The sequence below is a fragment of the Streptomyces sp. NPDC043878 genome (assembly GCF_056435735.1).
The window spans coordinates 93,651-113,341 of the sequence record NZ_JBWKDW010000006.1 but is presented as its reverse complement, the minus strand read 5'-3'; the positions used below and the strand labels follow the sequence as shown (position 1 = coordinate 113,341).

General features: G+C 71.3%; 25 protein-coding genes. 24 read left to right on the top strand and 1 reads right to left on the bottom strand.

Annotated elements, in window-relative coordinates; genetic code table 11:
* Positions 1 to 49 precede the first annotated feature (49 nt).
* The 11 genes from AC07AZ_RS10900 (at position 50) to AC07AZ_RS10850 (ending at position 8,556) form a co-directional block, all read left to right on the top strand.
* Positions 50 to 577, top strand: coding sequence for an HNH endonuclease signature motif containing protein (locus AC07AZ_RS10900; protein WP_478846069.1), 528 nt, complete (start codon positions 50 to 52; stop codon positions 575 to 577).
* Positions 577 to 1,104 carry a single-stranded DNA-binding protein gene (locus tag AC07AZ_RS10895; protein WP_478846067.1) on the top strand — a complete coding sequence of 176 codons (528 nt, stop codon included), beginning with the start codon at positions 577 to 579 and terminating at the stop codon, positions 1,102 to 1,104. The genes AC07AZ_RS10900 and AC07AZ_RS10895 overlap by 1 nt, the downstream gene beginning before the upstream one ends.
* Before the next feature lie 199 nt (positions 1,105 to 1,303).
* Positions 1,304 to 2,029, top strand: coding sequence for a hypothetical protein (locus AC07AZ_RS10890; RefSeq protein ID WP_478846065.1), 726 nt, complete (start codon positions 1,304 to 1,306; stop codon positions 2,027 to 2,029).
* Between the two features lie 181 nt (positions 2,030 to 2,210).
* A complete protein-coding gene (locus tag AC07AZ_RS10885) occupies positions 2,211 to 3,008 on the top strand; it encodes a hypothetical protein (RefSeq protein ID WP_478846063.1) in 798 nt (265 codons plus the stop codon).
* Positions 3,005 to 3,811, top strand: a complete 807-nt coding sequence (locus tag AC07AZ_RS10880) for a hypothetical protein (protein ID WP_478846061.1) — start codon at positions 3,005 to 3,007, stop codon at positions 3,809 to 3,811. The genes AC07AZ_RS10885 and AC07AZ_RS10880 overlap by 4 nt, the downstream gene beginning before the upstream one ends.
* Positions 3,812 to 4,015: 204 nt before the next feature.
* Positions 4,016 to 4,945 (top strand): hypothetical protein, encoded by a 930-nt coding sequence (locus AC07AZ_RS10875; protein ID WP_478846059.1) that lies wholly within the window; start codon positions 4,016 to 4,018, stop codon positions 4,943 to 4,945.
* Between the two features lie 64 nt (positions 4,946 to 5,009).
* Positions 5,010 to 5,453 (top strand): hypothetical protein, encoded by a 444-nt coding sequence (locus tag AC07AZ_RS10870; RefSeq protein ID WP_478846057.1) that lies wholly within the window; start codon positions 5,010 to 5,012, stop codon positions 5,451 to 5,453.
* An 84-nt stretch (positions 5,454 to 5,537) separates the two neighbouring features.
* A complete protein-coding gene (locus tag AC07AZ_RS10865) occupies positions 5,538 to 5,942 on the top strand; it encodes a hypothetical protein (protein WP_478846055.1) in 405 nt (134 codons plus the stop codon).
* A 296-nt stretch (positions 5,943 to 6,238) separates the two neighbouring features.
* Positions 6,239 to 6,658, top strand: a complete 420-nt coding sequence (locus tag AC07AZ_RS10860) for a hypothetical protein (protein WP_478846053.1) — start codon at positions 6,239 to 6,241, stop codon at positions 6,656 to 6,658.
* Between the two features lie 70 nt (positions 6,659 to 6,728).
* Complete coding sequence (locus AC07AZ_RS10855; RefSeq protein WP_478846051.1) at positions 6,729 to 7,259, top strand: helix-turn-helix domain-containing protein; 531 nt, start codon at positions 6,729 to 6,731, stop codon at positions 7,257 to 7,259.
* Between the two features lie 4 nt (positions 7,260 to 7,263).
* Positions 7,264 to 8,556 (top strand): PBSX family phage terminase large subunit, encoded by a 1,293-nt coding sequence (locus AC07AZ_RS10850; protein WP_478846049.1) that lies wholly within the window; start codon positions 7,264 to 7,266, stop codon positions 8,554 to 8,556.
* A 27-nt stretch (positions 8,557 to 8,583) separates the two neighbouring features.
* On the opposite strand, the gene AC07AZ_RS10845 is transcribed toward AC07AZ_RS10850, so the two are convergent.
* A complete protein-coding gene (locus AC07AZ_RS10845) occupies positions 8,584 to 8,745 on the bottom strand; it encodes a hypothetical protein (RefSeq protein ID WP_478846047.1) in 162 nt (53 codons plus the stop codon).
* Positions 8,746 to 8,870: 125 nt separating this feature from the next.
* Between AC07AZ_RS10845 and AC07AZ_RS10840 the strand changes: the two genes are divergently transcribed.
* From AC07AZ_RS10840 to AC07AZ_RS10780, 13 genes are all read left to right on the top strand, one after another.
* Entirely contained in the window at positions 8,871 to 10,379 is a 1,509-nt protein-coding gene (locus tag AC07AZ_RS10840) for a phage portal protein (protein WP_478846045.1), read from the top strand.
* 37 nt (positions 10,380 to 10,416) lie between these two features.
* Positions 10,417 to 12,642 carry a phage minor capsid protein gene (locus AC07AZ_RS10835; protein ID WP_478846043.1) on the top strand — a complete coding sequence of 742 codons (2,226 nt, stop codon included), beginning with the start codon at positions 10,417 to 10,419 and terminating at the stop codon, positions 12,640 to 12,642.
* Positions 12,643 to 12,644: 2 nt separating this feature from the next.
* Positions 12,645 to 12,824 carry an Rmf/CrpP fold protein gene (locus AC07AZ_RS10830; protein WP_478846041.1) on the top strand — a complete coding sequence of 60 codons (180 nt, stop codon included), beginning with the start codon at positions 12,645 to 12,647 and terminating at the stop codon, positions 12,822 to 12,824.
* A gap of 117 nt (positions 12,825 to 12,941) precedes the next feature.
* Entirely contained in the window at positions 12,942 to 13,682 is a 741-nt protein-coding gene (locus AC07AZ_RS10825) for a hypothetical protein (protein ID WP_478846039.1), read from the top strand.
* Positions 13,683 to 13,751: 69 nt separating this feature from the next.
* Positions 13,752 to 14,609, top strand: a complete 858-nt coding sequence (locus AC07AZ_RS10820; RefSeq protein ID WP_478846037.1) for a phage major capsid protein — start codon at positions 13,752 to 13,754, stop codon at positions 14,607 to 14,609.
* 17 nt (positions 14,610 to 14,626) lie between these two features.
* Positions 14,627 to 14,755, top strand: a complete 129-nt coding sequence (locus AC07AZ_RS10815; RefSeq protein ID WP_478846035.1) for a hypothetical protein — start codon at positions 14,627 to 14,629, stop codon at positions 14,753 to 14,755.
* A gap of 4 nt (positions 14,756 to 14,759) precedes the next feature.
* Positions 14,760 to 15,149 carry a hypothetical protein gene (locus AC07AZ_RS10810; RefSeq protein WP_388388248.1) on the top strand — a complete coding sequence of 130 codons (390 nt, stop codon included), beginning with the start codon at positions 14,760 to 14,762 and terminating at the stop codon, positions 15,147 to 15,149.
* A complete protein-coding gene (locus tag AC07AZ_RS10805; protein WP_478846033.1) occupies positions 15,146 to 15,463 on the top strand; it encodes a hypothetical protein in 318 nt (105 codons plus the stop codon). The genes AC07AZ_RS10810 and AC07AZ_RS10805 overlap by 4 nt, the downstream gene beginning before the upstream one ends.
* The gene (locus tag AC07AZ_RS10800) at positions 15,460 to 15,813 is read left to right on the top strand and encodes a hypothetical protein (RefSeq protein WP_478846031.1); all 354 of its coding nucleotides are present in this window, start codon (positions 15,460 to 15,462) and stop codon (positions 15,811 to 15,813) included. Before AC07AZ_RS10805 ends, AC07AZ_RS10800 begins: the two co-directional genes overlap by 4 nt.
* On the top strand, positions 15,806 to 16,222 hold the full coding sequence (locus tag AC07AZ_RS10795; protein WP_478846029.1) for a minor capsid protein: 417 nt from the start codon (positions 15,806 to 15,808) through the stop codon (positions 16,220 to 16,222). The genes AC07AZ_RS10800 and AC07AZ_RS10795 overlap by 8 nt, the downstream gene beginning before the upstream one ends.
* Positions 16,223 to 16,235: 13 nt before the next feature.
* Complete coding sequence (locus tag AC07AZ_RS10790; protein ID WP_385992306.1) at positions 16,236 to 16,706, top strand: phage tail tube protein; 471 nt, start codon at positions 16,236 to 16,238, stop codon at positions 16,704 to 16,706.
* The gene (locus AC07AZ_RS10785; protein ID WP_478846027.1) at positions 16,706 to 17,191 is read left to right on the top strand and encodes a hypothetical protein; all 486 of its coding nucleotides are present in this window, start codon (positions 16,706 to 16,708) and stop codon (positions 17,189 to 17,191) included. Before AC07AZ_RS10790 ends, AC07AZ_RS10785 begins: the two co-directional genes overlap by 1 nt.
* A 258-nt stretch (positions 17,192 to 17,449) precedes the next feature.
* Positions 17,450 to 19,690, top strand: coding sequence for a phage tail tape measure protein (locus tag AC07AZ_RS10780; protein WP_478846025.1), 2,241 nt, complete (start codon positions 17,450 to 17,452; stop codon positions 19,688 to 19,690).
* Position 19,691: the final 1 nt, after the last annotated feature.

The following is a 19,691-nucleotide window of genomic DNA, read 5'->3' as shown; positions in this document are numbered from 1 at the left end:
ACTCGCTCACGCGCGAACCTTTTTACATCCCGTCCGGAGGTACGTCCCCATGGCTCGCACCACCTCGACACCGGCTGAACGGTTCGCCGCCAAGACGACCCCCGGACCCATCCCCACCGGCCCCGACACACCCAACACCCCATGTCGCCTGTGGCCCGAGAACGCCCTCGACCGCGACGGCTACGGCCGTTTCTGGCTCGACGGCCGGTACGTCCCCGCCCATCGCTACGGCTACGAGCAGGCCCGCGGGCCCATACCCGCCGGCCTCGAACTCGACCACCTGTGCACCGTCCGTCGATGCGTCGCCGACGACCACCTCGAACCCGTCGACCACCGAACCAACGTCCTGCGCTCGACCGGCCCGTCGGCCGTCAACGCCCGCCGCAAACGGTGCGTGAACGGCCACGACCTCACCGACCCCGCGGTCGTCCACATCAGCTACCCCCCGTCGCACCCCAACGGCATGCGCAAGTGCCGGGCATGCGCCCGCGACCGCGCCCGCCGCCCCCGCGAGCAGCAGCTCGCCTCCGTCGCCCAACTCCCCACCGTCACCCAGCCCGAGAGGACCGCCGCGTAATGGCAGGCGAAACCGTCATCACCTTCACCGGCAACGTGGTTGCCGACCCCGAACTCAGGTTCACCCCGTCCGGGGCGCCCGTCGCGAACTTCCGCGTGGCCAACACCCCCCGCACCTTCCAGCGCGACACCAACGAATGGAAGGACGGCGACCCCGTATTTCTCAGCGTGTCCGTGTGGCGCCAACAGGCCGAGAACGTCGCCGAATCCATCAAGCGCGGCGACCGCGTGATCATCGTGGGCCGCCTCACACAGCGCCAGTACGAAAAGGACGGCGAGCGCCGTTCGTCGTACGAGATCCAGGCCGACGAGGTCGCCCCCTCGCTGCGCAGCGCCACCGCCGCCGTGACCAAGAACAGCCAGAACGGCGCCCAGAACGGCCAGCAGTACCGCCAGCAGGGACAGAGCCAGGGATACGGCCAGCAGGCCGGACAGCAGGCGTACGGAGCGCAGCAGGGCGCCCCGTGGGCCAACGGCCAGTCAGCCGCAGGCCAATGGGGCAGTGCAGTGCAAGAGCCCCCGTTCTGACGTCCTCGCCGCGACCGGTCGCGGGCCCGCCCACGCGCGCGAAGCGGCCCAGTCGTGTGCATCACGCCCGCGTTCACCGACACCCCGCACACCACACGTGCAGTGGTTCTCCGCCAACGCCATGAAGCCCGCATTCGTCCGTGCACTTCCGCGCCACCGCGAACACCGACAACCGACTCATGAGACGGAGCTACGCCCCATGACCCGCATTCCCGACGCCGTTTCCGTCGCCTCGCTCGACACGCACCGCCTGATCGTCGCCGTTCCGAACCAAGGCCCGGCCGAAGTGTCCTGCAACCTCCCCCGCCCCGTCGCCGCGTCCGTACTGCGACAGCTCGCCGACGGCCTCGACAGCCCGGCCGGCCAGTGCGAGACCGCGCTCATAACCGGCCGTCCGTGCCCCGTGCACGACGCCCCCGCCTCGCCGTCCGAGGCCCTGCTCGCCGCGGGAACCGGCGCCGCCGAGGCCGCCGCCCGCGGCATGCGCAAGGCGCAGCGCCCCGCCGGCCTCGACGCCCTGCTCGGCTATGTGGCCGCGAGCATGGCCGACGAGGAGCAGGCCGCCGAGGAGCCGCCCGCGCTTACCGCCGACGACGTGCGCGACGCCCTCGCGTTCAACGCCGCCGAACGCGACCAGGTGCTCGCCACGCTCCGCGACGTCCTGCTCGACACCACCGCGACGCGCACGCCCGAGCAGGCCCTCGCCGCCGCCCGCGTCCTGCTCATTGCGCACGCCCGCCAGCTCGCCGCCCTGGTCGAGGTCGAGCACGCCGAGACCCGGACCCAATGGGGACTCAACCGCAGTACCCGCGGCCTGCTCACCGGCTATAGCAACGCCCGCCGCACCATCCGGACGTACGCCGACCGCCTCGCCGACGAGCAGGCCCTCGCCGAGCGCGCAGCGAACGAGCAGGACCCCGAGTGACCCCGGCCCGGACGTGCAGGGCGTGCCGGCGCCCCCTCGCTGCGCCCTCGCCCGACGGATACGGGCCGAAGTGCCGGCGCAAGCACCAGCCGCCCGCCGTCCGGGCCCGCCGACCACGGCGACCGCGCCGCGCCCCGATCGAACAGCCCACCCTCGACGACGCACAGGAGCAGCAGCACCCATGAGCCCCCGCCCCCAGCAGCGCGCCCCCAAGGGTCGCAACCGCGACCGTGCCGACCGGCGGGCCGTCGTCGACGTCCTGCTCGCCCGCGCGCAGCGAGGCGTACTCTCCGCCGCCGAGGGCGCCCTACTCGCCGAGCACGTACGCGAGGAACAGCGCCTCGCCGACGAGAACCGCCGCGCCATGGCCGGCACCACACAGGCCCTCGAACGCCACCGCGAGGCCGCCGACGCCGCGATCGTCGAGGCCGAGGAACGCGCCGCCACCGCCGAGCAGCAGCTCGCCCCCGTCGAGGCCGCCCTCGCCGAGGCCCGACGCCGGCACCGCGGGGCGTTCGAGCGCGCCGACCAGTTGCTCGCCACCGTTGCCCGCGTCCGCAACGCCCAGACTCTCGGCGACGCCCTCGCCGCCGTCGCCGAACACGACGGCCTGTCCCCGACCGCCGCCCGCATACACGCCCGCATCCTCGACCGCGCCGACTCGACCGACGCCCGCCTCGCCGAGCAGCAGCGCGAGCACGACATAGCCCTCGCCACCGAGCGCCGCCGCGGCGACGGATGGCAGCGGCACGCCCTCGCCGCCGACCACAAGGCCGGCCGGTACCGGACCGCATGGTTCGCCGCCCGCCGCGACCGCCGCGCCGACCGCGCCGCCATGGCCGCCGAACTCCCCGCCGTACAGGCCGGACAGCGCGCCCTCGCAGTCGCCGACGAGCTGTTCGTCGCCGGCCGCGCCCCGGCCGAGCGCGACGCCGGCCGCCGCATCCTCGCCGTCGTCAAGGAGAACACCCGCCCGTGAATGTCACCGCCCAGCCCACGACCGACCGGGGCCAGCAGGCCGCCGACGACCTCGCCGCCATCCGCGAGCAGTGGGGCGACCTGCTCGCCGCGATATCCGAGCCCCCGCGGCCGGCCGCATGGATGCCGTACGAGCGCCGCGGATTCCTCGACCAGGTCGCCGCCGAGGACCGCGCCGGCGACGAGCCGACCGTCGGCCGTCTGCCCCTGGTCGTGCGCGAACATCCGGCGCCGGCGAACTTGCGCGCCCTCGACGCCGCCCTCGACGTCGAGCGCGACGTGTTCGACATGTGCGACGCCGTCGCCGAGCGCGTACAGCGCACCGTCGACCGCGACGACGCCCGCCTGTGGACCCTGCCCACCGTGCGGGCCGCGGAGTGGAGGCACGACGCCGACCGGATCGTCGACCGCATCGGTTCCCGCGCGCACGGGCTGCATTGGGCATGCGTCTACCTCGCCGGCCGCGCCCTGTCCGAGTCCGACGGCGAGCTGTTCCGGATCACGCCCGCGCCCCTGCTCGACCAGATCGTCGCCACGGCCCGCGGCGCGCGCCGCAGCGTCGAGGCCGCGCTCGGCCGCGAGGGGCGGACGCTCACGCTCGACGACCCGTGCCCGTTCTGCAAGGGCGGACGGATCGTCGTACACAACGGCGGAGGAGACCCGCGGGCCGCCGTGGCGACCTGCTCGACGGGCCCCGCGTGCCCGGCACCCGTGGACACCGAACGGGGCCGTAGGGCGTGGCGAGGCGCCGACCTGGTCGCGTTGTGGGTTGCCGTCAACTCCGGGCGCACCGTGGCCGTTTGAGGGCGACACACGGCCGTGCACGCCCCCGGGGGCCACTCGACCCCGGGGGCGTCACCATGCCCGGTCACGGTTCCGTAACGCCTGCTGCAACTATTGCTGCAATGATTGCTGCAACGCCTACTGTTGGGATTCCTGACGGGTCCTCACCCCGACAGGACCGCCGGCCCTCACCCGGCACCCACCCACCGACACAGGAGCGACACTGTGGCAACCGTGATTCCTGGCGCCCTCGCCGACCACCTCACCACCGAGCCCCCGCTCGATCTCGACACCCGCGCCGCCCTCGACGCCGCCCGCCGCGGTCGTGGCCGGACCCTGGTTATCGAGCTGAAGAACATCACTCCCCTGCACGTCATCAGCCGCCGCGCCGAGTACCTGCTCGGCGACGCGTACACCACCGAGCCGCAGAAGCGCGCCGCCCGTAAGTGGCTCGCCACGGCCGGCCGCGCCCCGCAGGTCGTCACCACCCGCTACGCCTCGACCCGCGAGGCGTACGACGCCGCCATGAGCAGCGACACGGTTCGGAACGGCGACGTCCTGGTCGTCGAGGCCGAGGCCGCCGTCGCGTTCCTGTGGAAGTCGCACCCCGTCGCCGTCACCACCGCGCACGGCGAGTTCCACCGCGCCGAGGGCGACCCCCGCGAGGTCGACGCCAACACCGGCCCGTCCGTGCGCATGGCGATGGACGTCGCCCACCTGATCGGCGTCCCCCTCGCCCGCGCCGAGGACCAGGCCGAGGCCGAGCAGGCCCTCGCCGAGGCCGCCGCCGACGCGCCCGAAGCCGAGCCGACCGCCGAGGAGCAGGCCGCCGGCCTGTCCGTCCGCCGCTACATTGCCCGCGAGTTCCCGGCCGTCGCCGACCTGCTCGGCATCGACAGCGCCGCCGACGACGCAGACGTCGAGCAGTTCGCCCGCGCCGCGCGTGCCGTCGACGCCGTCGAGCACGCCGAGCAGGTCGAGGCCGCCGTCGAGACCGTCACCGACGCCGAAGCCCTGTACGCCGTCCAGATGGTCACCGAGGCCGAGGCCACCGAGGGCACGTGGCAGGGCGCATGGATCGGCGAGCAGCCGGCCGGCGAGGCCCTGTTCGACCTCGACCAGGACGTCGAGCAGGGCGCATTGTTCCGCCCGTAGCCACCCGACCGGCCCGCCCTCGACCGAGGGCGGGCCCCGTACCGCACCGACAGGAGCGCCACAGATGAGCAACGAGCAGACCCCCAGCGAGCAGCCGCCGCCCGACACGGCCAGTGGTCGCCTGGTCGCCGACATGCTCGGCCTGTTCAACCGCTACGAGCGCGAGCGGGCCGCGCACCGCGCCGCCCAGGGCGACACCAACCCGTACGACCTCGCCCCCTACGAGCAGGTACACGGCCTCACCAACGAGTACGACGCGGCCCGCGCCAGCGATGACCCCGGCGCCCTCGACCAGTTCCTCGACAACCTCGCCGAAGACTTCCACCTCGACGACGTTCGAGCCGTACGCATGGCCGCCGCCGCCGTGCAGGCCGCCATGGGTCGGATTGCTCTCGCCGCCCGCGTGAAGGGCATGAGCCCCGACCAGATCGCCGCCGAAACCGGATACACCGCGAGCCGGATCACTCAGTTCATCCGCGAGGAGAAAGTACGCCTCTCCACCCCGTAGGCCCGCACACACAAGCGGGCCCGCCCGGTTCCTCACAAACCGTATGGGCGGGCCCTCACCACCAGACAGGAGCGACCCCAACCAATGGCTACTCCGCAGCGTACCCAGCGCCGAGCCCAGCCGATCGCCGGCACCCGACCGACCGTCCGCCTCGACGAGCAGTTCGCCCGAGACCTCGCCGTTCTCATGCAGACCGGCGAGGATCTGACGACCGCCATGCGGAAGGCCGTCAGCATCGTTGCCGACATGTACCGGACCGCGTGGCACCACCGGTCGGTGCCCGTCGGCACCGCGCCGACGTTGAAGGCGTACAAGTTCGTCGAGGCGCCGCCCGTGCCGGGCCCGCCGTCCCTTCCGTGGGTCAAGCACGACGGCCCCATGTGGACGCCCAGCAGCAGGCAGACCAGCAGTGATGACGCCCGTCGGCAGCAGCAGCCGCCCCGGCCGCCGCAGCGTCAGCAGGCCGGCCGACGGCCCGTCCGCCCATAGCCGACGAGCGAGCAGCAGCAGCGCGCCCCGCCCGCCCGATCGTCGGTAGGCGGGGCGCCGCCGTCAGCAGCCGCGCCGACCGGTCGCGGGCCCGCCCACGCGCGCGAGTTGCGTCGTGACCTTTCCGTGACCTATTGTTGGCCGCGTCTTCGGCGTGCCCGCACACGGACGCCCTACCTCGAACGCCCTGCCGCTCCCCCCCCCAGCGGCGGGGCGTTCGCATGCGCCCTGCAACCATCCCCACGGGTCACACGTCCCCCTTACGTAACGCTTACCAACCCGTGGGGGGACAACCCGTGAAGCACCGCGCCATTGCCTTAACACTCTCCGCCGTCGCCACCCTTGCAGCGCTCACCGCATGCAGCAGCAGCGATGACGACGCCACGGCGAAGAAGTCGACGCCGCCGGCCGCGCCCGAATCCGTGAGCGCCAGCGACGCCGCCGCCGCTCTGCACAACGCCGGCATTCCGGCGAAGCCGACCGGACAGGCGCGCACCGACCTACTCGCCGCACTGCGCAAGATCAGCCCCGCCCTGGTCACGGACGAAGACGACGCAATCGACAACAGCCGTAACCAGTGCTCTGCCATCAACGGCAAAGCCGCCAAGCTCGATTGGTCCGCACAGCAGCGATTCGGCACCAGCTCGCACGAGGTGAGCGACGCCGAAGCGAAGCAGATCAACGCCGCGTTGACGACGTTCTGTAAGACCGCCTGAACGAACCCTCGACGGCCCGGCACACCCCCATGTGTCGGGCCGTTGGCATGCCCGCGGGAGGTGGCCGCCCGTGGGACGCCCCATCGACGACAACGACCGCCGCCGCGTGCGCGAGCTGCACGCCGCAGGCAAGTCCCGCAACGACATCGCCCGCGAGATCCGGCGCAGCCCGTCGACCGTTTCGAAGATCGCCGCCGCGTGTGAGCCGCCGTTGTCGTTCGACCGCGCCGCCGAGGTGGCCGCCGCGACAGCCGTCCGTACCGCCGACCTCGCCGCGCGCCGCGCCGCCCTCGCCCTCGCCCTCCAGGACGACGCCGAGCGCCTACGCGTGCAGCTCTGGCAGCCGGCCGTACACGGCGAGTTCGCCGGCAAAGAGGGGCACTGGCAACACGTCAACCTCGACCAGCCGCGATTCGTCGACCAACGCCAGATCATCGGGTCGGTACAGACCGCCGTCGGCACCTCGCTACGCCTCGCCCCAGCCGAGGGTGGAGAGAACGCCGAGCAGGTGCGTTCGATGCTCGGAGTGCTCGGCGAGGCACTGACGCAGGCCGCCAACGACGACCAGGCCCACGACGACGGGGGCGCCGCCGGGGGGTGAGCCTGTGCTCGACCTCGACCGGTTGCCCCTGTCCCGTAAGCAGCTCCGCAGCATCGGGCAGGCGACCGCCCGTATCAACCTGTGGCACGGGTCCGTCCGGTCCGGGAAGACCATCGCGTCGCTACTGGCGTTCGTGATCGCCGTCGCCACGGCCGGACCGTCCGGCCTGATCATCGTGGTCGGTCGGTCGTTGCAGACGATCGAGCGCAACGTGTTGGAGCCCCTACAGGACCGCGCGTTGTTCGGCCCCCTCGCCCGGCACGTCGTGCACACCCGCGGGGCGACCACGGCAACGATCCTGGGGCGCACCGTCCACCTGATCGGCGCCGCGGACGCCCGCGCCGAGGGCCGGCTACGTGGCCTTACCGCCCAGCTCGCCTACGTCGACGAGGCAACCCTGTTGCCCGAGGCGTTTTGGACCCAGCTACTCGCCAGGCTCAGCGTCCCGGGCGCCCGCCTGTACGCCACGACCAACCCCGACAGCCCGCGGCACTGGCTCAAGGTCGGATACCTCGACCGCATCGCCGAGTTGGACATGCGGGCGTGGCATTTCAAGCTCGCCGACAATCCGTCCCTGTCCGCCCAGTACGTTGCATCGCTCGCCGCCGAGTACACCGGCCTATGGCGTAAGCGCATGATCGAGGGCGCATGGGTCGTCGCCGAGGGCGCCATCTACAGCGAGTGGGACGAAGACCGGCACGTCGTCGACACCCTGCCCACGATGCGCCGCCACTGGTTGGGCATCGACTACGGCACGACGAACCCGTTCTCGGCCGTCCTGCTCGGCATGGGCGACGACGACCGCCTGTACGCCGTGGCCGAGTGGCGATTCGACTCCCGCAGCGCGCACCGGTCCATGACCGACGCCCAGTACAGCGCCGCCGTCCGCAAGTGGCTCGCCGACTACCGGCCGCCCGACGCGCCGCCCGGCACCGGCAAGGGCGTCACGCCCGAGTGGACGTTCGTTGACCCGAGCGCAAAGTCGTTCTCAACTCAGCTTTGGCACGACGACCACCAGGGCGTAGCGCGCGCCGACAACACCGTCGCCGACGGCATCCGGTCCGTGGCCGCCCTGTTCGCCGCCGATCTGCTGTTCGTGCACCGGTCGTGCGACGGCCTGCTCGGCGAGTTGCCCGGTTACTCATGGGACCCCAAGGCGAGCGAGCGCGGCGAGGACGCCCCGTTGAAGGTCGACGACCATTCCGTCGACGCGTTGCGTTACGTCGTGCACTCCACGGCGCACGAGTGGCGTCCCCTACTCACCGCCCAACAGACGGGTGGAGGGGCGACCCCGTAAGGTCGCCCCTCCCTGGTGCTAACTGTCCTACCTATTGACGTAGGCGACAGCGCTCATGCAGAGGCCGAAGCAACTGGCGAACACTGCGCCTCCCGCCGTCAAGGCAGCCAGCTGTTCACCACCGAGCAGCGCCCAACCAATCCCGGCAACAAGGCCGAAAACGACGCTGACCAGCGCCAGGATGGCCACGGTGCAAACACGGTGGTTCGGAGAATTCAACACAATTATTCCTAACTAATTGTGTTTCTTCTCCTTTCCGAACGCTCATCGTAGCGCGGCAGCCAACTCCCCGACTCAACAACGGAGTTGAAGTCATGTTTGTCACAGCCGAGGAGGTGAACCCCATGGCACTGCCCGAGAACGGCGCAGCGTGGCCGCCGCCGCAGTGGGCCCCGTACTACGCCGAGATGCGCACCGATGACGCCTGGTACTCCGGAGACCGCCGCCGCATCGCCCGCGAGTGCGGCGAGGAGGAGCACACCGCGCCGAACCGCCGGGGCCCGTGGAACAGGCGCCGCGAACAGCCGCGCCGGCCGCGGCACCGGCTGCACGTGCCGTTGCCGTCCGATATCGCCGCGACGTCCGCCGACCTGCTGTTCGGCGACATGCCGACGATCAAGGTCGCGGACCGCACCACACAGGAACGCCTCGACGCCCTGGTCGACGAAGGCCAGTTGCAGCAGATCTTGCACGGGGGCGCCGAGCAGGGTTCGGCCCTGTCCGGCGTCTACCTGCGTTCCACGTGGGACCGCGACCTAGTCGACCGTCCGATCCTGTCCGTCGTGCAGCCCGACAACGTCGCCCCCGAGTTCCGATGGGGCATGCTGCGCGCCGCAACCCTGTGGCGGGATCTCCCCGGCTCGACCGCGTCGACGATCCTGCGCCACGTCGAGCGGCACGAGGTCGGGCGCATCCTGCACGGCCTGTACGTGGGCACCCCCGACAACATCGGGCGGGCCGTCCCCCTGTCCGAGCACCCCGAAACGGCCGACCTGGTCGCCAGTCTCGGCGAGGACGGGGTCAGCGTCGCAACGGGCATCCGCGATCTGACGATCAGCTACGTGCCGAACATCGGACCCAACCGACTGCACCGTTCGAGCCCCATCGGGCGTAGCGACTTCCAAGGCATCCGCGACCTGTTCGTCTCGCTTGACGACGTGTGGACGTCATGGATGCGCGACATCCGCCTCGCCCGCGCGCGGCTGATCGTCCCTGACGGTTACCTCCGGGACTACGGCCCCGGCATGGGCGCAGGGTTCGACGACGACCGCGAGGTCTGGCACTCGCTGCGCATGCCGCCCACCGAGGGCAACGGCATCACCCTGAACCAGTTCGAAATCAGGGTCGAGGAGCACCAGCGCAGCGCCGAAGCACTCATGCGGCAGGCCGCCCAGTCCGCCGGGTACAGCGCGCAGTCGTTCGGCCTCGACGGCGGAGGCGAGCCGATCACCGCGACCGAGGTCGACAGCCGCGACGCCCGATCCATGGTGACCCGGAAGAAGAAGACCGGGTATTGGCGCAACCCCCTCGCGCACAGCCTGCACGTTCAGTTGCAGCTCGACGCCGTGCACTTCGGGCAGCGCATCACGCCCGAACGCCCGCGCGTCGTGTTCGGCGACGGCGTCGCCGAGTCCGAGCAGAACACCGCGACCACGCTCGAACTACTCCAGCGCGCCGGGGCCGTCTCGACCGCGACCAAGGTCCGATGGCTACACCCCGAGTGGGAAGACGACCAGGTCGACGCCGAGGTCGCCGCGATCCTGCGCGAGACCGGCGCCGCGGACATGGCCGACCCCGGCGGAACGTACCCCCTCGCCGCGTAGCACCACCGGGGGGTGAGCCGTGCCGATTCACCCGGGCATGGTCGAGGATCTGGCCTCGACGACGCGCGACCTGTACGCCGGCGCCGAGGAGCGGCTGTTGGGCATCATCGCCCGCCAGCTCGCCGCCGGCCTGGAAGCGCCCGGGTGGGTCGAGGCCAAGCTCGCCGCCGTGCAGCAGGTGCGCCGCAGCGCACAGGCCGTCGTCGACGAGTTGGCCAAGGCGACCGCCCTCGACGTGTTCGACGCGGTCGCCGAGGCGTACAACATCGGGCACCGCGCCGCGGTCGCCGAACTCGGCGCCCTGTCCGACGACGCCCGCCGCCTGGTCGACGACCGCTTGCCCCAGGCGCAGGCCGTCGACCGCCTCGCACAGGAAGCCGTCGACGTCGTCACCGCGACGCACCGCGGCATCCTTCGGGCCGTCGTCGACACCTTCCGGGCCGTCGTCTCCCGCGTCGCCGCAACGCCCCTGCTCGGCACCGGCACCCGCCGACAGGCCGTGCAAGACGCACTGCGGCAGTTCGCCGACGCCGGTATCCGGGCGTTCGTCGACAAGGCCGGCCGCCGCTGGTCGCTCCCGTCGTACGCCGAGATGGCCGTACGGACGGCGACCGCGCGGGCCGCGACGGAAGCCCACATGCGCACACTCGCCGAGCACGGCGTCGACCTGGTCGTCGTCTCCAACTCCCCGCGCGAGTGCCCCCTGTGCCGTCCGTGGGAGCGCCAGGTACTCACCATCGGAGGCCCGTCGGGGGCGCGCACGGTCGAGGTCGAGCACGCCACCGACGACGGCCGCATGATCCCCGTGCGCGTCGCCGGAAGCCTCGACGAAGCCCGAGCGCAGGGGTTGCAGCACCCCAATTGCCGACACAGCGTGTCCGCGTACACCCCGGGACTGACCACGGTGGAGGACGCCGAGCCGGACCCGGACGGGTACGAGGCCGGACAGCGACAGCGCGCCATCGAGCGGAACATACGCAAGTGGAAGCGCCGCGAGGCCGTCGCCACCACCCCAGCCGAGAAGCGCGCCGCCGCCGCCAAGGTGCGGGCGTGGCAGGGCAACATGCGCCAACACCTCGCCGACCACCCCGACTTGCGCCGACTCAGGCACCGCGAGCAGGAGGGAGCGGGCAACCTTCCCGCCTCGCCCCGCCCGCCCGCGCCCGACCAGGTCGAGCGCGCCCGCGTGTGGTCCGGCGACGATCGCACGTTGCGCGAGATGGACGACGACCAGCTCGCCGCCGCACTGCGCACGCCGCTCGACGACCGCGCCCGCCGCCGGATCGAGGCCGAGGCCGACCGCCGCGACACCGAGGCCCTGCTCGGCCGCGCCGCCCCCCGCGGACGCTTGCTCGACGACCTGCTCGGCCTGTCCGACGACGACCTCGCCCGCGTGTGGTCCCACGTCGACGACCGCGACCGCGTGCGGATCATGGCGGAGACCGACCGACGCGACCGCGCCGGCCGCCTCCCCGACGTCCGGCCCGACCTGGTCGGCCTGTCCGACGAACAGCTCGCCGCACGCTACCGCGCCGCCGGCGACGGACCGGAGGGCGCAGCAATCGCCGCGGAGGCCGCGCGCCGCGACCTGCTCGGCCGCCTGTTCCCCAGCGGTCGCCTGCTCGACGACCTCGCCGCCGCCGGCGACGACGACCTCGCATGGGCCATGCAGTACGCCGACGAGCGCGAACTGTTGCGCATCGCCGGCGAGATGGACCGCCGCGACCGCATCGAGCTACCGCCGCCGGCCGCGACCGGGAGCGCCGTCGACGACCTGCTCGCCGACCGCGACGCCCTCGCCGAGACCATGGGCGAGCGCACCCCGGACCCGGACGCATGGGGCGCCCTCGACGACACCCCGCCGCCGGCCGCCGACGCAGGATTCTGGGACGACTTGAAACGGGCCGCCGCCCGCCTGTACCGGGACGACGGCGAGGACCAGGACGAGCGGCACAAGATCACCCGCCGCGAGGCCCGCGCCCTGTACGACGAGTACGTGTATCGGCAGTACCTCGCCGCCGAGGACGCCTGTAACGGCTACCTGCTCAACAAGAAGGCGCAGGCCGCCGGCCACAACCCGGCAACGCTGTTCAGCGGGCCGGCCCGTATCGCGTACGCCCGCGCGTCGGACGAGCTGAAAGAGTGGTGGCAGACGCACGGGCGCCTCACACAGGCCGAGTTCATCGAGCAAGTGACCGGCAAATCCCAGCGATGGGCCGAGGGCGCCCGACACAACGAGTCCGACCAGCAGAACAAGAGGTGACCATGGGCGCGCGCGAGGACGTCGTCAAAGCCACGCGGGAAGGCCGTACGGCCGGCGAGCAGGGCGACCCACCGACCGCGTGCCCATACCCCGGAACGTCGATCCTGCGGACCTCGTGGATACGCGGATACGCCCGCGCTCGGCCCGTCGCCGACGCGGTCGACCAGGACGTCGCCGACTAACCGAACACCGAGCATCACCCCGGAGGGGGCCCGCCAGGAGCGGGCCCCCTTTTCGTTTGCCCCCATCCGGCCGGACGCCAGGCGCGACGGCCCCGGACACCGTCCCAGGAGGACCCCGTGTCGACCCCGACCCAGACCACCACGACCACCGGCCAGGCCCCGCAGAACGCCCCACAGGGCGCACCGCAGACGCCCCAGCAGCCGCAGGCCCCGCAGCAGCCCCAGGCGCCCCAGACAGGCCCGCAGGCACCGCAGCAAGTCGCCCCGCAGACCCCGGCCGCGCCGGGGGGCGAGCCGCAGGACGTCGCCTCTCTGCCCGATTGGGCGCAGAAGCTCATCCGGGACACCCGCGCCGAAGCCGCGGACTACCGCACGCGCGCCCAGGCCGCCCAGCCCCAGCAGCCAGCCGCGCCGCAGACCCCGCCCGCGCCCGTCCCGCAGCAGCCGGCGCCGCCGGTCGAGGGCGACGTCGCCCGACTTCCGCAGTGGGCACAGCGGGTCGTGACCGACGGACAGGGCGCAGCGCAGCAGCTCGCTTTGCAGACGGCCGTGATCGCCGCCGCCCCGTCCGCGGGCGCCGACGTCTCCCGCCTGCTCGACTCGCAGGCCGCCATGCGCGCGCTCGCCGTCATCAACCCGGCCGACGGCGCCGCGGTGAAGCAGGCAATCGAGGGTGTGCTCGCCACTCACCAGCACCTCGCCGCGGTCCCGCAGACCGCGCCGAAGGGTGGCGCCGACTTCGGCACCTCGGGCCCCGGAGCCGTCACCGCCGAGCAGTTCGCCGCCATGTCCTACGCCGAGCGCGTCGACCTCCACCAGTCCGACCCCGAGACGTACCGGCGCCTCGCCGGTTCCTAACCCGCCCGGCGACCGCGCCGGGCCCCCCAACGCCCGGCGACCGCGCCGGAGAAAGCGAGCAACAACCCCATGGCCAAGACCACCAGCGCAGCGATGATCGTCCCCGAGGTCTGGGGCGACATGGCGCAGGCCGCATTCGTCGGGAAGGTCCGCGTCGGCGGATCGGCCGCCGTCGTCGAGGACAACACCCTTGAAGGCGCCCCCGGCGAGGAGATCGAGTTTCCCAAGTGGGGCGCACTCGGCGACCTCGACGAACTCACCGAGTCCACCCCCATGACCCCCGTGGCCATGTCGACCAGCTCGGCCAAGGCCGTGATCAAGGAGGTCGGTAAGGCCGTCGAGATCACCGACAAGGCCAAGCTTGTCAGTCTCGGCGACCCGGAGGCCGAGGCCCGCCGGCAGTTCGGCGTACTGGCCGCGCGCAAGGTCGACGCCGACCTGATCACCCAGGCGCAGGCCGACGAGACCGCGCTCGGCGGAGCCAACCCGCTCAAGTTCACCGCCGCGGCCGGCGTCACCAAGTTCTCTTGGCTCGGCGCCATGGTCCCCACGATCGCCGCATTCGGCGACGAGTGGGAGCCGGACGACTTCGCCGGCCTGTACCTCAACAGCGCGCAGTACGCCGACGCCCTCGCCGATCAGCAGTTCGTCGACGCCGCCAAGCTCGGCAACGGCCCGTCCGCCGCCGTGTCCGGCAGCATCGGCCGCATCGGTGGCGTGTCCGTTTTCCTGACGAACCGCGTCACCGCCGGAAAGTTCCTGCTCATGAAGCGGGGCGCGCTCGGCCTGCTCTACAAGCGCCGGCCGCTGGTCGAGTCCGACCGCGACATCCTCGCGCGCTCCACCGTCGTGACCACGACCCTGCACTACGCCGTCAAGCGCCTCGACGACAAGGGCGTATGCGTCGGCACCCTCGCCAACACGTAAGGAAGGAGGGCGCCGCCGTGATGCTGCGCCGCTACCACAAGCCGCCGGACGACGAGCCGGACGGCACCCAGACCGAGCCCGACGCCCCGCAGGCAGACAAGCCCGCGGGGCGTTCGCGTTCCCAGACCAAGAAGAAGGAGGAGTAACACCGTGCCCCGGATCTACGCGACGCCCGAGCAATTGAGCGCGTGGACCGGGCAGCCAGCACCGGACGGCGCCGAGCGCCTGCTCGCCCGCGCCTCCGAGGACGTCGAGGACGCCCTGTTGTGCGCCGCGTACGCCACGGACGCGGCCGGGATGCCGACCGACCCGGCCGTCGTCCTGGCCCTCGCCGACGCCACGTGCGCACAGGTCGAGTACCAGCTCGCCACCGGCGACGACGGCACCGGAGCGGCCGGCCGATGGGGCAGCGTCTCTATCGGCCCCGTGTCGCTCGGCGACCGCCGCGACGCCCCGGCCGCCGTCGGCGACCTCGACCTCGCCCCCCGCGCGCAGCGCGCGCTACGCCGCGCCGGCCTGCTCCCGGGGGTGATCTGGTGAGGGTCCCCGCCTACCTGCTCCGCCACCGGGTCACCGTCGAGCCGTATCTCGGCGACGGCGCGTACGGCCCGCAGTACGGCCCGCCCGTCACCGACGTGCCCGCCCTGGTCGCCGCCGCCAACCGCATGCAGCGCGCCGCCGACGGCCGCGACGTGCTCAGCACGACCACCGTGATCACCGCGCCGGACCTGATCTGCCCGCCCGGGTCACGGCTCACCCTGCCCGGCGGACGCACCACCACGGCGATCACCACGGCCGGCCACAGCGCACCGGGCCTACCGGTACCGGCCTGTACGGAGGTGAGTTGCGAGTGACCGCCCGCGCCCGCCTCACATGGAACAGCGCCGCCGCCGTACGCGGCACCCGACAGGGAGCGATCCGCGGCCTACGGCTCGCCGCCGAGCACGTGCTCGAACGCGCCCGCGCCCGCGTCCCGATCGAAGAGGGCACCCTCGAACGATCCGGCGTCGCGTCCGTCGACGAGACGTCCCTGACGGCCGGCGTCAGCTTTGACCAGCCGTACGCCGTCCGCCAGCACGAGGACATGACCCTTCGGCACGACAACGGCCGCAGCGCGAAGTACCTCGAAGGCCCCTTGCAGGAAGAGGCCAGCACGGTTGAGGAGATCATCGCCGCGCAGGTGCGGAGGTCGCTCCGTGGCTGACCTGCTCGACGGCCTCGCCCGGTATCTGCACGGGCGCGACCTGCTCACCTACGACCCGAGCGGCCTCGCCGGCGACACGTTCGTCGAGACGATGCCGCCCGCCCCCGACCAGGCCGTCGCCCTCGCCCTGTACGACGGCGCCCCGCCGCAGGCCCGCGACGACGCCGACACCCCCCGCCTACAAGTGCGCGTCCGCGGCACCGCCGACCCCCGCGTCTCCCGCGCCCGCTGTACGGCCCTGTACCGCGCGCTGCACGGCCTCGCCGGCGTCGAGCTACCCGACGGCACTCACCTGATCCTCGCCGCAGCCCGCGGCACCCCGGCCCCGATGGGGACCGACAGCACCGGCCGACACGAGCACGTCGTGAATTTCGACCTCGACGTGTCCGGCCCCACCGACACCCCGTAAGGAGGCCCGCCCCATGGCAGGCAGCAGCAGGCCGATTGACGCTCGCGGCTGGATTTTCCAGGTCGAGGACGCCAACGCCACCGAGGAAACGTGGCTTCCGATCGCCGGACTGACCACGTTCACGCACAACCCCGGCGAGAACGAGGAGACGGCCGACACCACGGCGTTCGACTCGGAAGGCCATTACGAACAGGACGTGATGCAGAGGGGCGCCACCCTCGAACTGGAAGGTCAGTTCCGCATCGACAAGACGACCAAGGCCCAGGACGCCGGACAGGCGTACGTCGACGCCGAATGGTCCCAGCGTCTCGGCATCGAGTCGCGGAACATGGTCCGGTGGCGGCACGAGACACAGACCAAGTGGGTCGTATGGGAGGCCACCGTCACGCCCGGCGAGCAGGGCGGAGGCACCAACGAGAAGACCAGTTGGTCGGCGACGATCACCCGCTGTGGCGCCCCGACGAGTGCGGCGGTGGCCGGCTGATGACGACCGACACCACGGCGTACGACGACGACCTCGACGAGCAGGCGCCCGCCGCCGGCGACCCCGCCGACTTCGACGCGTTTTTCGCCGAGCAGGACACCAGCCGGCCCCGCGAGTCGTTCACCCTGTACGGCACCCGCTACGTACTGCCCGACTCCCTGCCCCTGATGTTCACGCTTCAGGCCGAGCGCGTGCAGGACAGCAACGACCCCAACGACGTGCGCAAGATGCTGGGGACGCTGTTCGGGGGCGACACCCTCGACACGTGGGCCGAGCACGGCATGACCGACCGACAGTTCGGAATCGTGCTGATCTACTCGGCCGCCAACGTGCGCACCCCCGGCAGCGTGACCATGCAGCGCGCCGCCGAGCTGCACGACGAGCAGGAGCGCACCCGCGCCGCGGGAAAAGCCCCGGCGCCGAACCGAGCGGCGGGCAGGGCGAAGCCGAAGAACGGGAAGCGGCGGAGTTCTGGCAAGCGGTAATCCGCCATTGGCTCGCCATCGAGGGCGACCTGTCCCGCGAACACCAGGTGCGGCCGGCGGAGTTGGCCGCCATGTCCACCCGCCGGTTCGTCGCCCTGGTCGGCGCCCTGTCCCCTGACTCGCGTTTCGCGCGCGCATGGCGCCGCACACCGCGCCGCGTCGACTCCCCCGAGGACATAGCCCGAATCACGGGCCTACCGGCCCAGTAGCACCCGCACGCCCGGCACCACGGCCGGCACCACCCAAGGAGGTGAGGCCGTGGCGTTGACCGTGGGCGAACTGCTCGCCACGATCACGATTGACGAGTCGGGGGTCGGCGCCGGACTCTCCCGCGCCGAGCAGGAGGTACGCGCGTCTGGGGCGACCATCGCGTCGGACGCCGACCGCGCCGGCCGCGAGGCCGGGACCGCGCTCGGCGACAGCCTCGCCACCACCGCCGCAACCGCCGTCCGCGGAGCCGGCCGAGACGTGGCCGCCGCCGGCGGAGACGTGGGCGAGGCGACCGGCGGAAGTCTCCGCGAACGCATGTCGGAGAGCCTGAAAATCGGCCTCGCCGGTATCGGCGTAGCCGCGGGCGCCCTGCTCATGACTGGCTTTGGCCAGGCCCTCGAACAGGGACAGATCACCGGCAAACTCGGCGCCCAGCTCGGCGCGACGCCGGCGGAGGCAAAGAAGTACGGCGAGATAGCCGGCGCCATGTACGCCGACGCCGTCACCGAGGATTTCCAGGGTGCGGCCGACGCGATATCGGCGACCATGCGCGCGGGTATCGCACCGCCGGACGCGACCAATGCGCAAATCCAGAGCATCGCAACGAAGGTCAGCGACCTTGCGTCAACCTTCGAGCTGGATCTCGGCCAGACCGCAAATGCGGTCGGGCAGATGCTCAAAACGGGACTTGCGAAGAACGGCACGGAGGCCCTTGACGTACTGACCAAGGGTCTGCAAAACATGGGCCCGCGGGCCGACGATATCGCGGATACGTTCAACGAGTATTCGACGATTTTCCGGAACATCGGACTAGACGCGACTACGGCCACGGGCCTTATGTCGCAGGGTCTCAAGGCCGGCGCGAGGGATACCGACGTCGTCGCGGATTCCTTGAAAGAGTTCCTGCTCACCGTGCAGGGTGGCGGGCCGGAAGTCGACAAGGCTTTCGCGTCCATCGGCCTGAACGGCAAGGAAATGCAGGCCGCCTTTACAGAGGGTGGCCCGAAGGCATCGGCCGCACTGGACAAGATCTTTGACTCTATGCGGCAGATCAAGGACCCTGCCGAGCGCAACGCCCTCGCCGTCTCGCTTTTCAAGACCAAGTCCGAAGACATGCAAGCAGCGCTGTACGCGCTGGACCCGTCCAAGGCCGTAGACACGTTGGGCCAGGTCGGGGGCGCCGCAGGCAAGATGGGCGACAGCCTGCGCGACAACGCCGGCGTCAAGATCGAGGCGTTCAAACGGGGCGCCATGCAGACGCTTACCGAGTTCATCGGTAACACCGTTCTGCCTGTCCTTACCTCGCTGTTCTCATTCGTGAGCGAGCACTCAGGGGTTTTTACCGCCCTCGCCGCGGTCATCGCCGCCGTAGTCATTCCAGTGATTACCGCGCTCGGCATTCAGTCGCTCATTGCGGGCGCGCAGATGGCGCAAGCGTGGATCGTCGCCATGGGCCCGATCGGATGGGTCGGCCTCGCGATAGCCGCCCTGGTCGTCCTGATCATCGCCTATTGGGATGACGTCAAGAAATGGACACTAGCCCTTTGGGACTGGTTCGTCGATAAAATCGTGTGGGCCAAGGATGCCGCGGTTAACGCGTTTCTGAACTTCACACTCATTGGCCTACTGATCAAGCATTGGTCGACCATCAAGTCGGGCGCCATAGCAGGATGGAACGCCGTTGTAAATTGGGTCAAGGGCATTCCCGGAATGCTGTACAACGCATTCCTCAAGTGGACTCTACTCGGCCTGATCATCAGCCATTGGCAGAACATCAAAACCGCAACGGTCAACAAGGCCGGCGAAATGGTGGCATGGGTCCGCGGACTACCGAAGCGGATCTCTGACGGCATCGGGTCCCTGAAACAGTTGTTGTACGACAAGGGAACCGACGTCGTGCGCGGCCTGTGGAACGGCATCAGGTCCATGGGTTCCTGGCTCAAATCCACGCTGATCAGTTGGGCAAAGGATCTGATTCCGGGCCCGATTGCAAAGGCACTCGGCATTCACAGCCCGAGTCGCGTCATGGCTCGCAGCGTGGGCCGCTGGATTCCCGCGGGCGTCGTCAAGGGCATCCGGGCCGGACAGGGCGCCCTCGACCGCGTCATGTCCAACCTGGTCACCCCGCCCGCCGTCCCCCAGTTCGCTGGCGCCACCGTCGGCGCCTACGGCTCGCCGTACGGGTCGTCGGGCGCGACGGTCCATGTCGAGCACTGGCACGCCGCCGAGAACGGCACCCCCGACGACAACGCGAAGGCCCTCGCATGGCTCGCGAAGGCAAGGGGGTGAC

Coding starts and splice junctions, on each gene's coding strand:
- AC07AZ_RS10900 (WP_478846069.1), top strand. CDS start 50: ATGGCTCGCACCACCTCGACACCGGCTGAACGGTTCGCCGCCAAGACG.
- AC07AZ_RS10895 (WP_478846067.1), top strand. CDS start 577: ATGGCAGGCGAAACCGTCATCACCTTCACCGGCAACGTGGTTGCCGAC.
- AC07AZ_RS10890 (WP_478846065.1), top strand. CDS start 1,304: ATGACCCGCATTCCCGACGCCGTTTCCGTCGCCTCGCTCGACACGCAC.
- AC07AZ_RS10885 (WP_478846063.1), top strand. CDS start 2,211: ATGAGCCCCCGCCCCCAGCAGCGCGCCCCCAAGGGTCGCAACCGCGAC.
- AC07AZ_RS10870 (WP_478846057.1), top strand. CDS start 5,010: ATGAGCAACGAGCAGACCCCCAGCGAGCAGCCGCCGCCCGACACGGCC.
- AC07AZ_RS10865 (WP_478846055.1), top strand. CDS start 5,538: ATGGCTACTCCGCAGCGTACCCAGCGCCGAGCCCAGCCGATCGCCGGC.
- AC07AZ_RS10840 (WP_478846045.1), top strand. CDS start 8,871: ATGTTTGTCACAGCCGAGGAGGTGAACCCCATGGCACTGCCCGAGAAC.
- AC07AZ_RS10835 (WP_478846043.1), top strand. CDS start 10,417: ATGGTCGAGGATCTGGCCTCGACGACGCGCGACCTGTACGCCGGCGCC.
- AC07AZ_RS10830 (WP_478846041.1), top strand. CDS start 12,645: ATGGGCGCGCGCGAGGACGTCGTCAAAGCCACGCGGGAAGGCCGTACG.
- AC07AZ_RS10820 (WP_478846037.1), top strand. CDS start 13,752: ATGGCCAAGACCACCAGCGCAGCGATGATCGTCCCCGAGGTCTGGGGC.
- AC07AZ_RS10790 (WP_385992306.1), top strand. CDS start 16,236: ATGGCAGGCAGCAGCAGGCCGATTGACGCTCGCGGCTGGATTTTCCAG.
- AC07AZ_RS10785 (WP_478846027.1), top strand. CDS start 16,706: ATGACGACCGACACCACGGCGTACGACGACGACCTCGACGAGCAGGCG.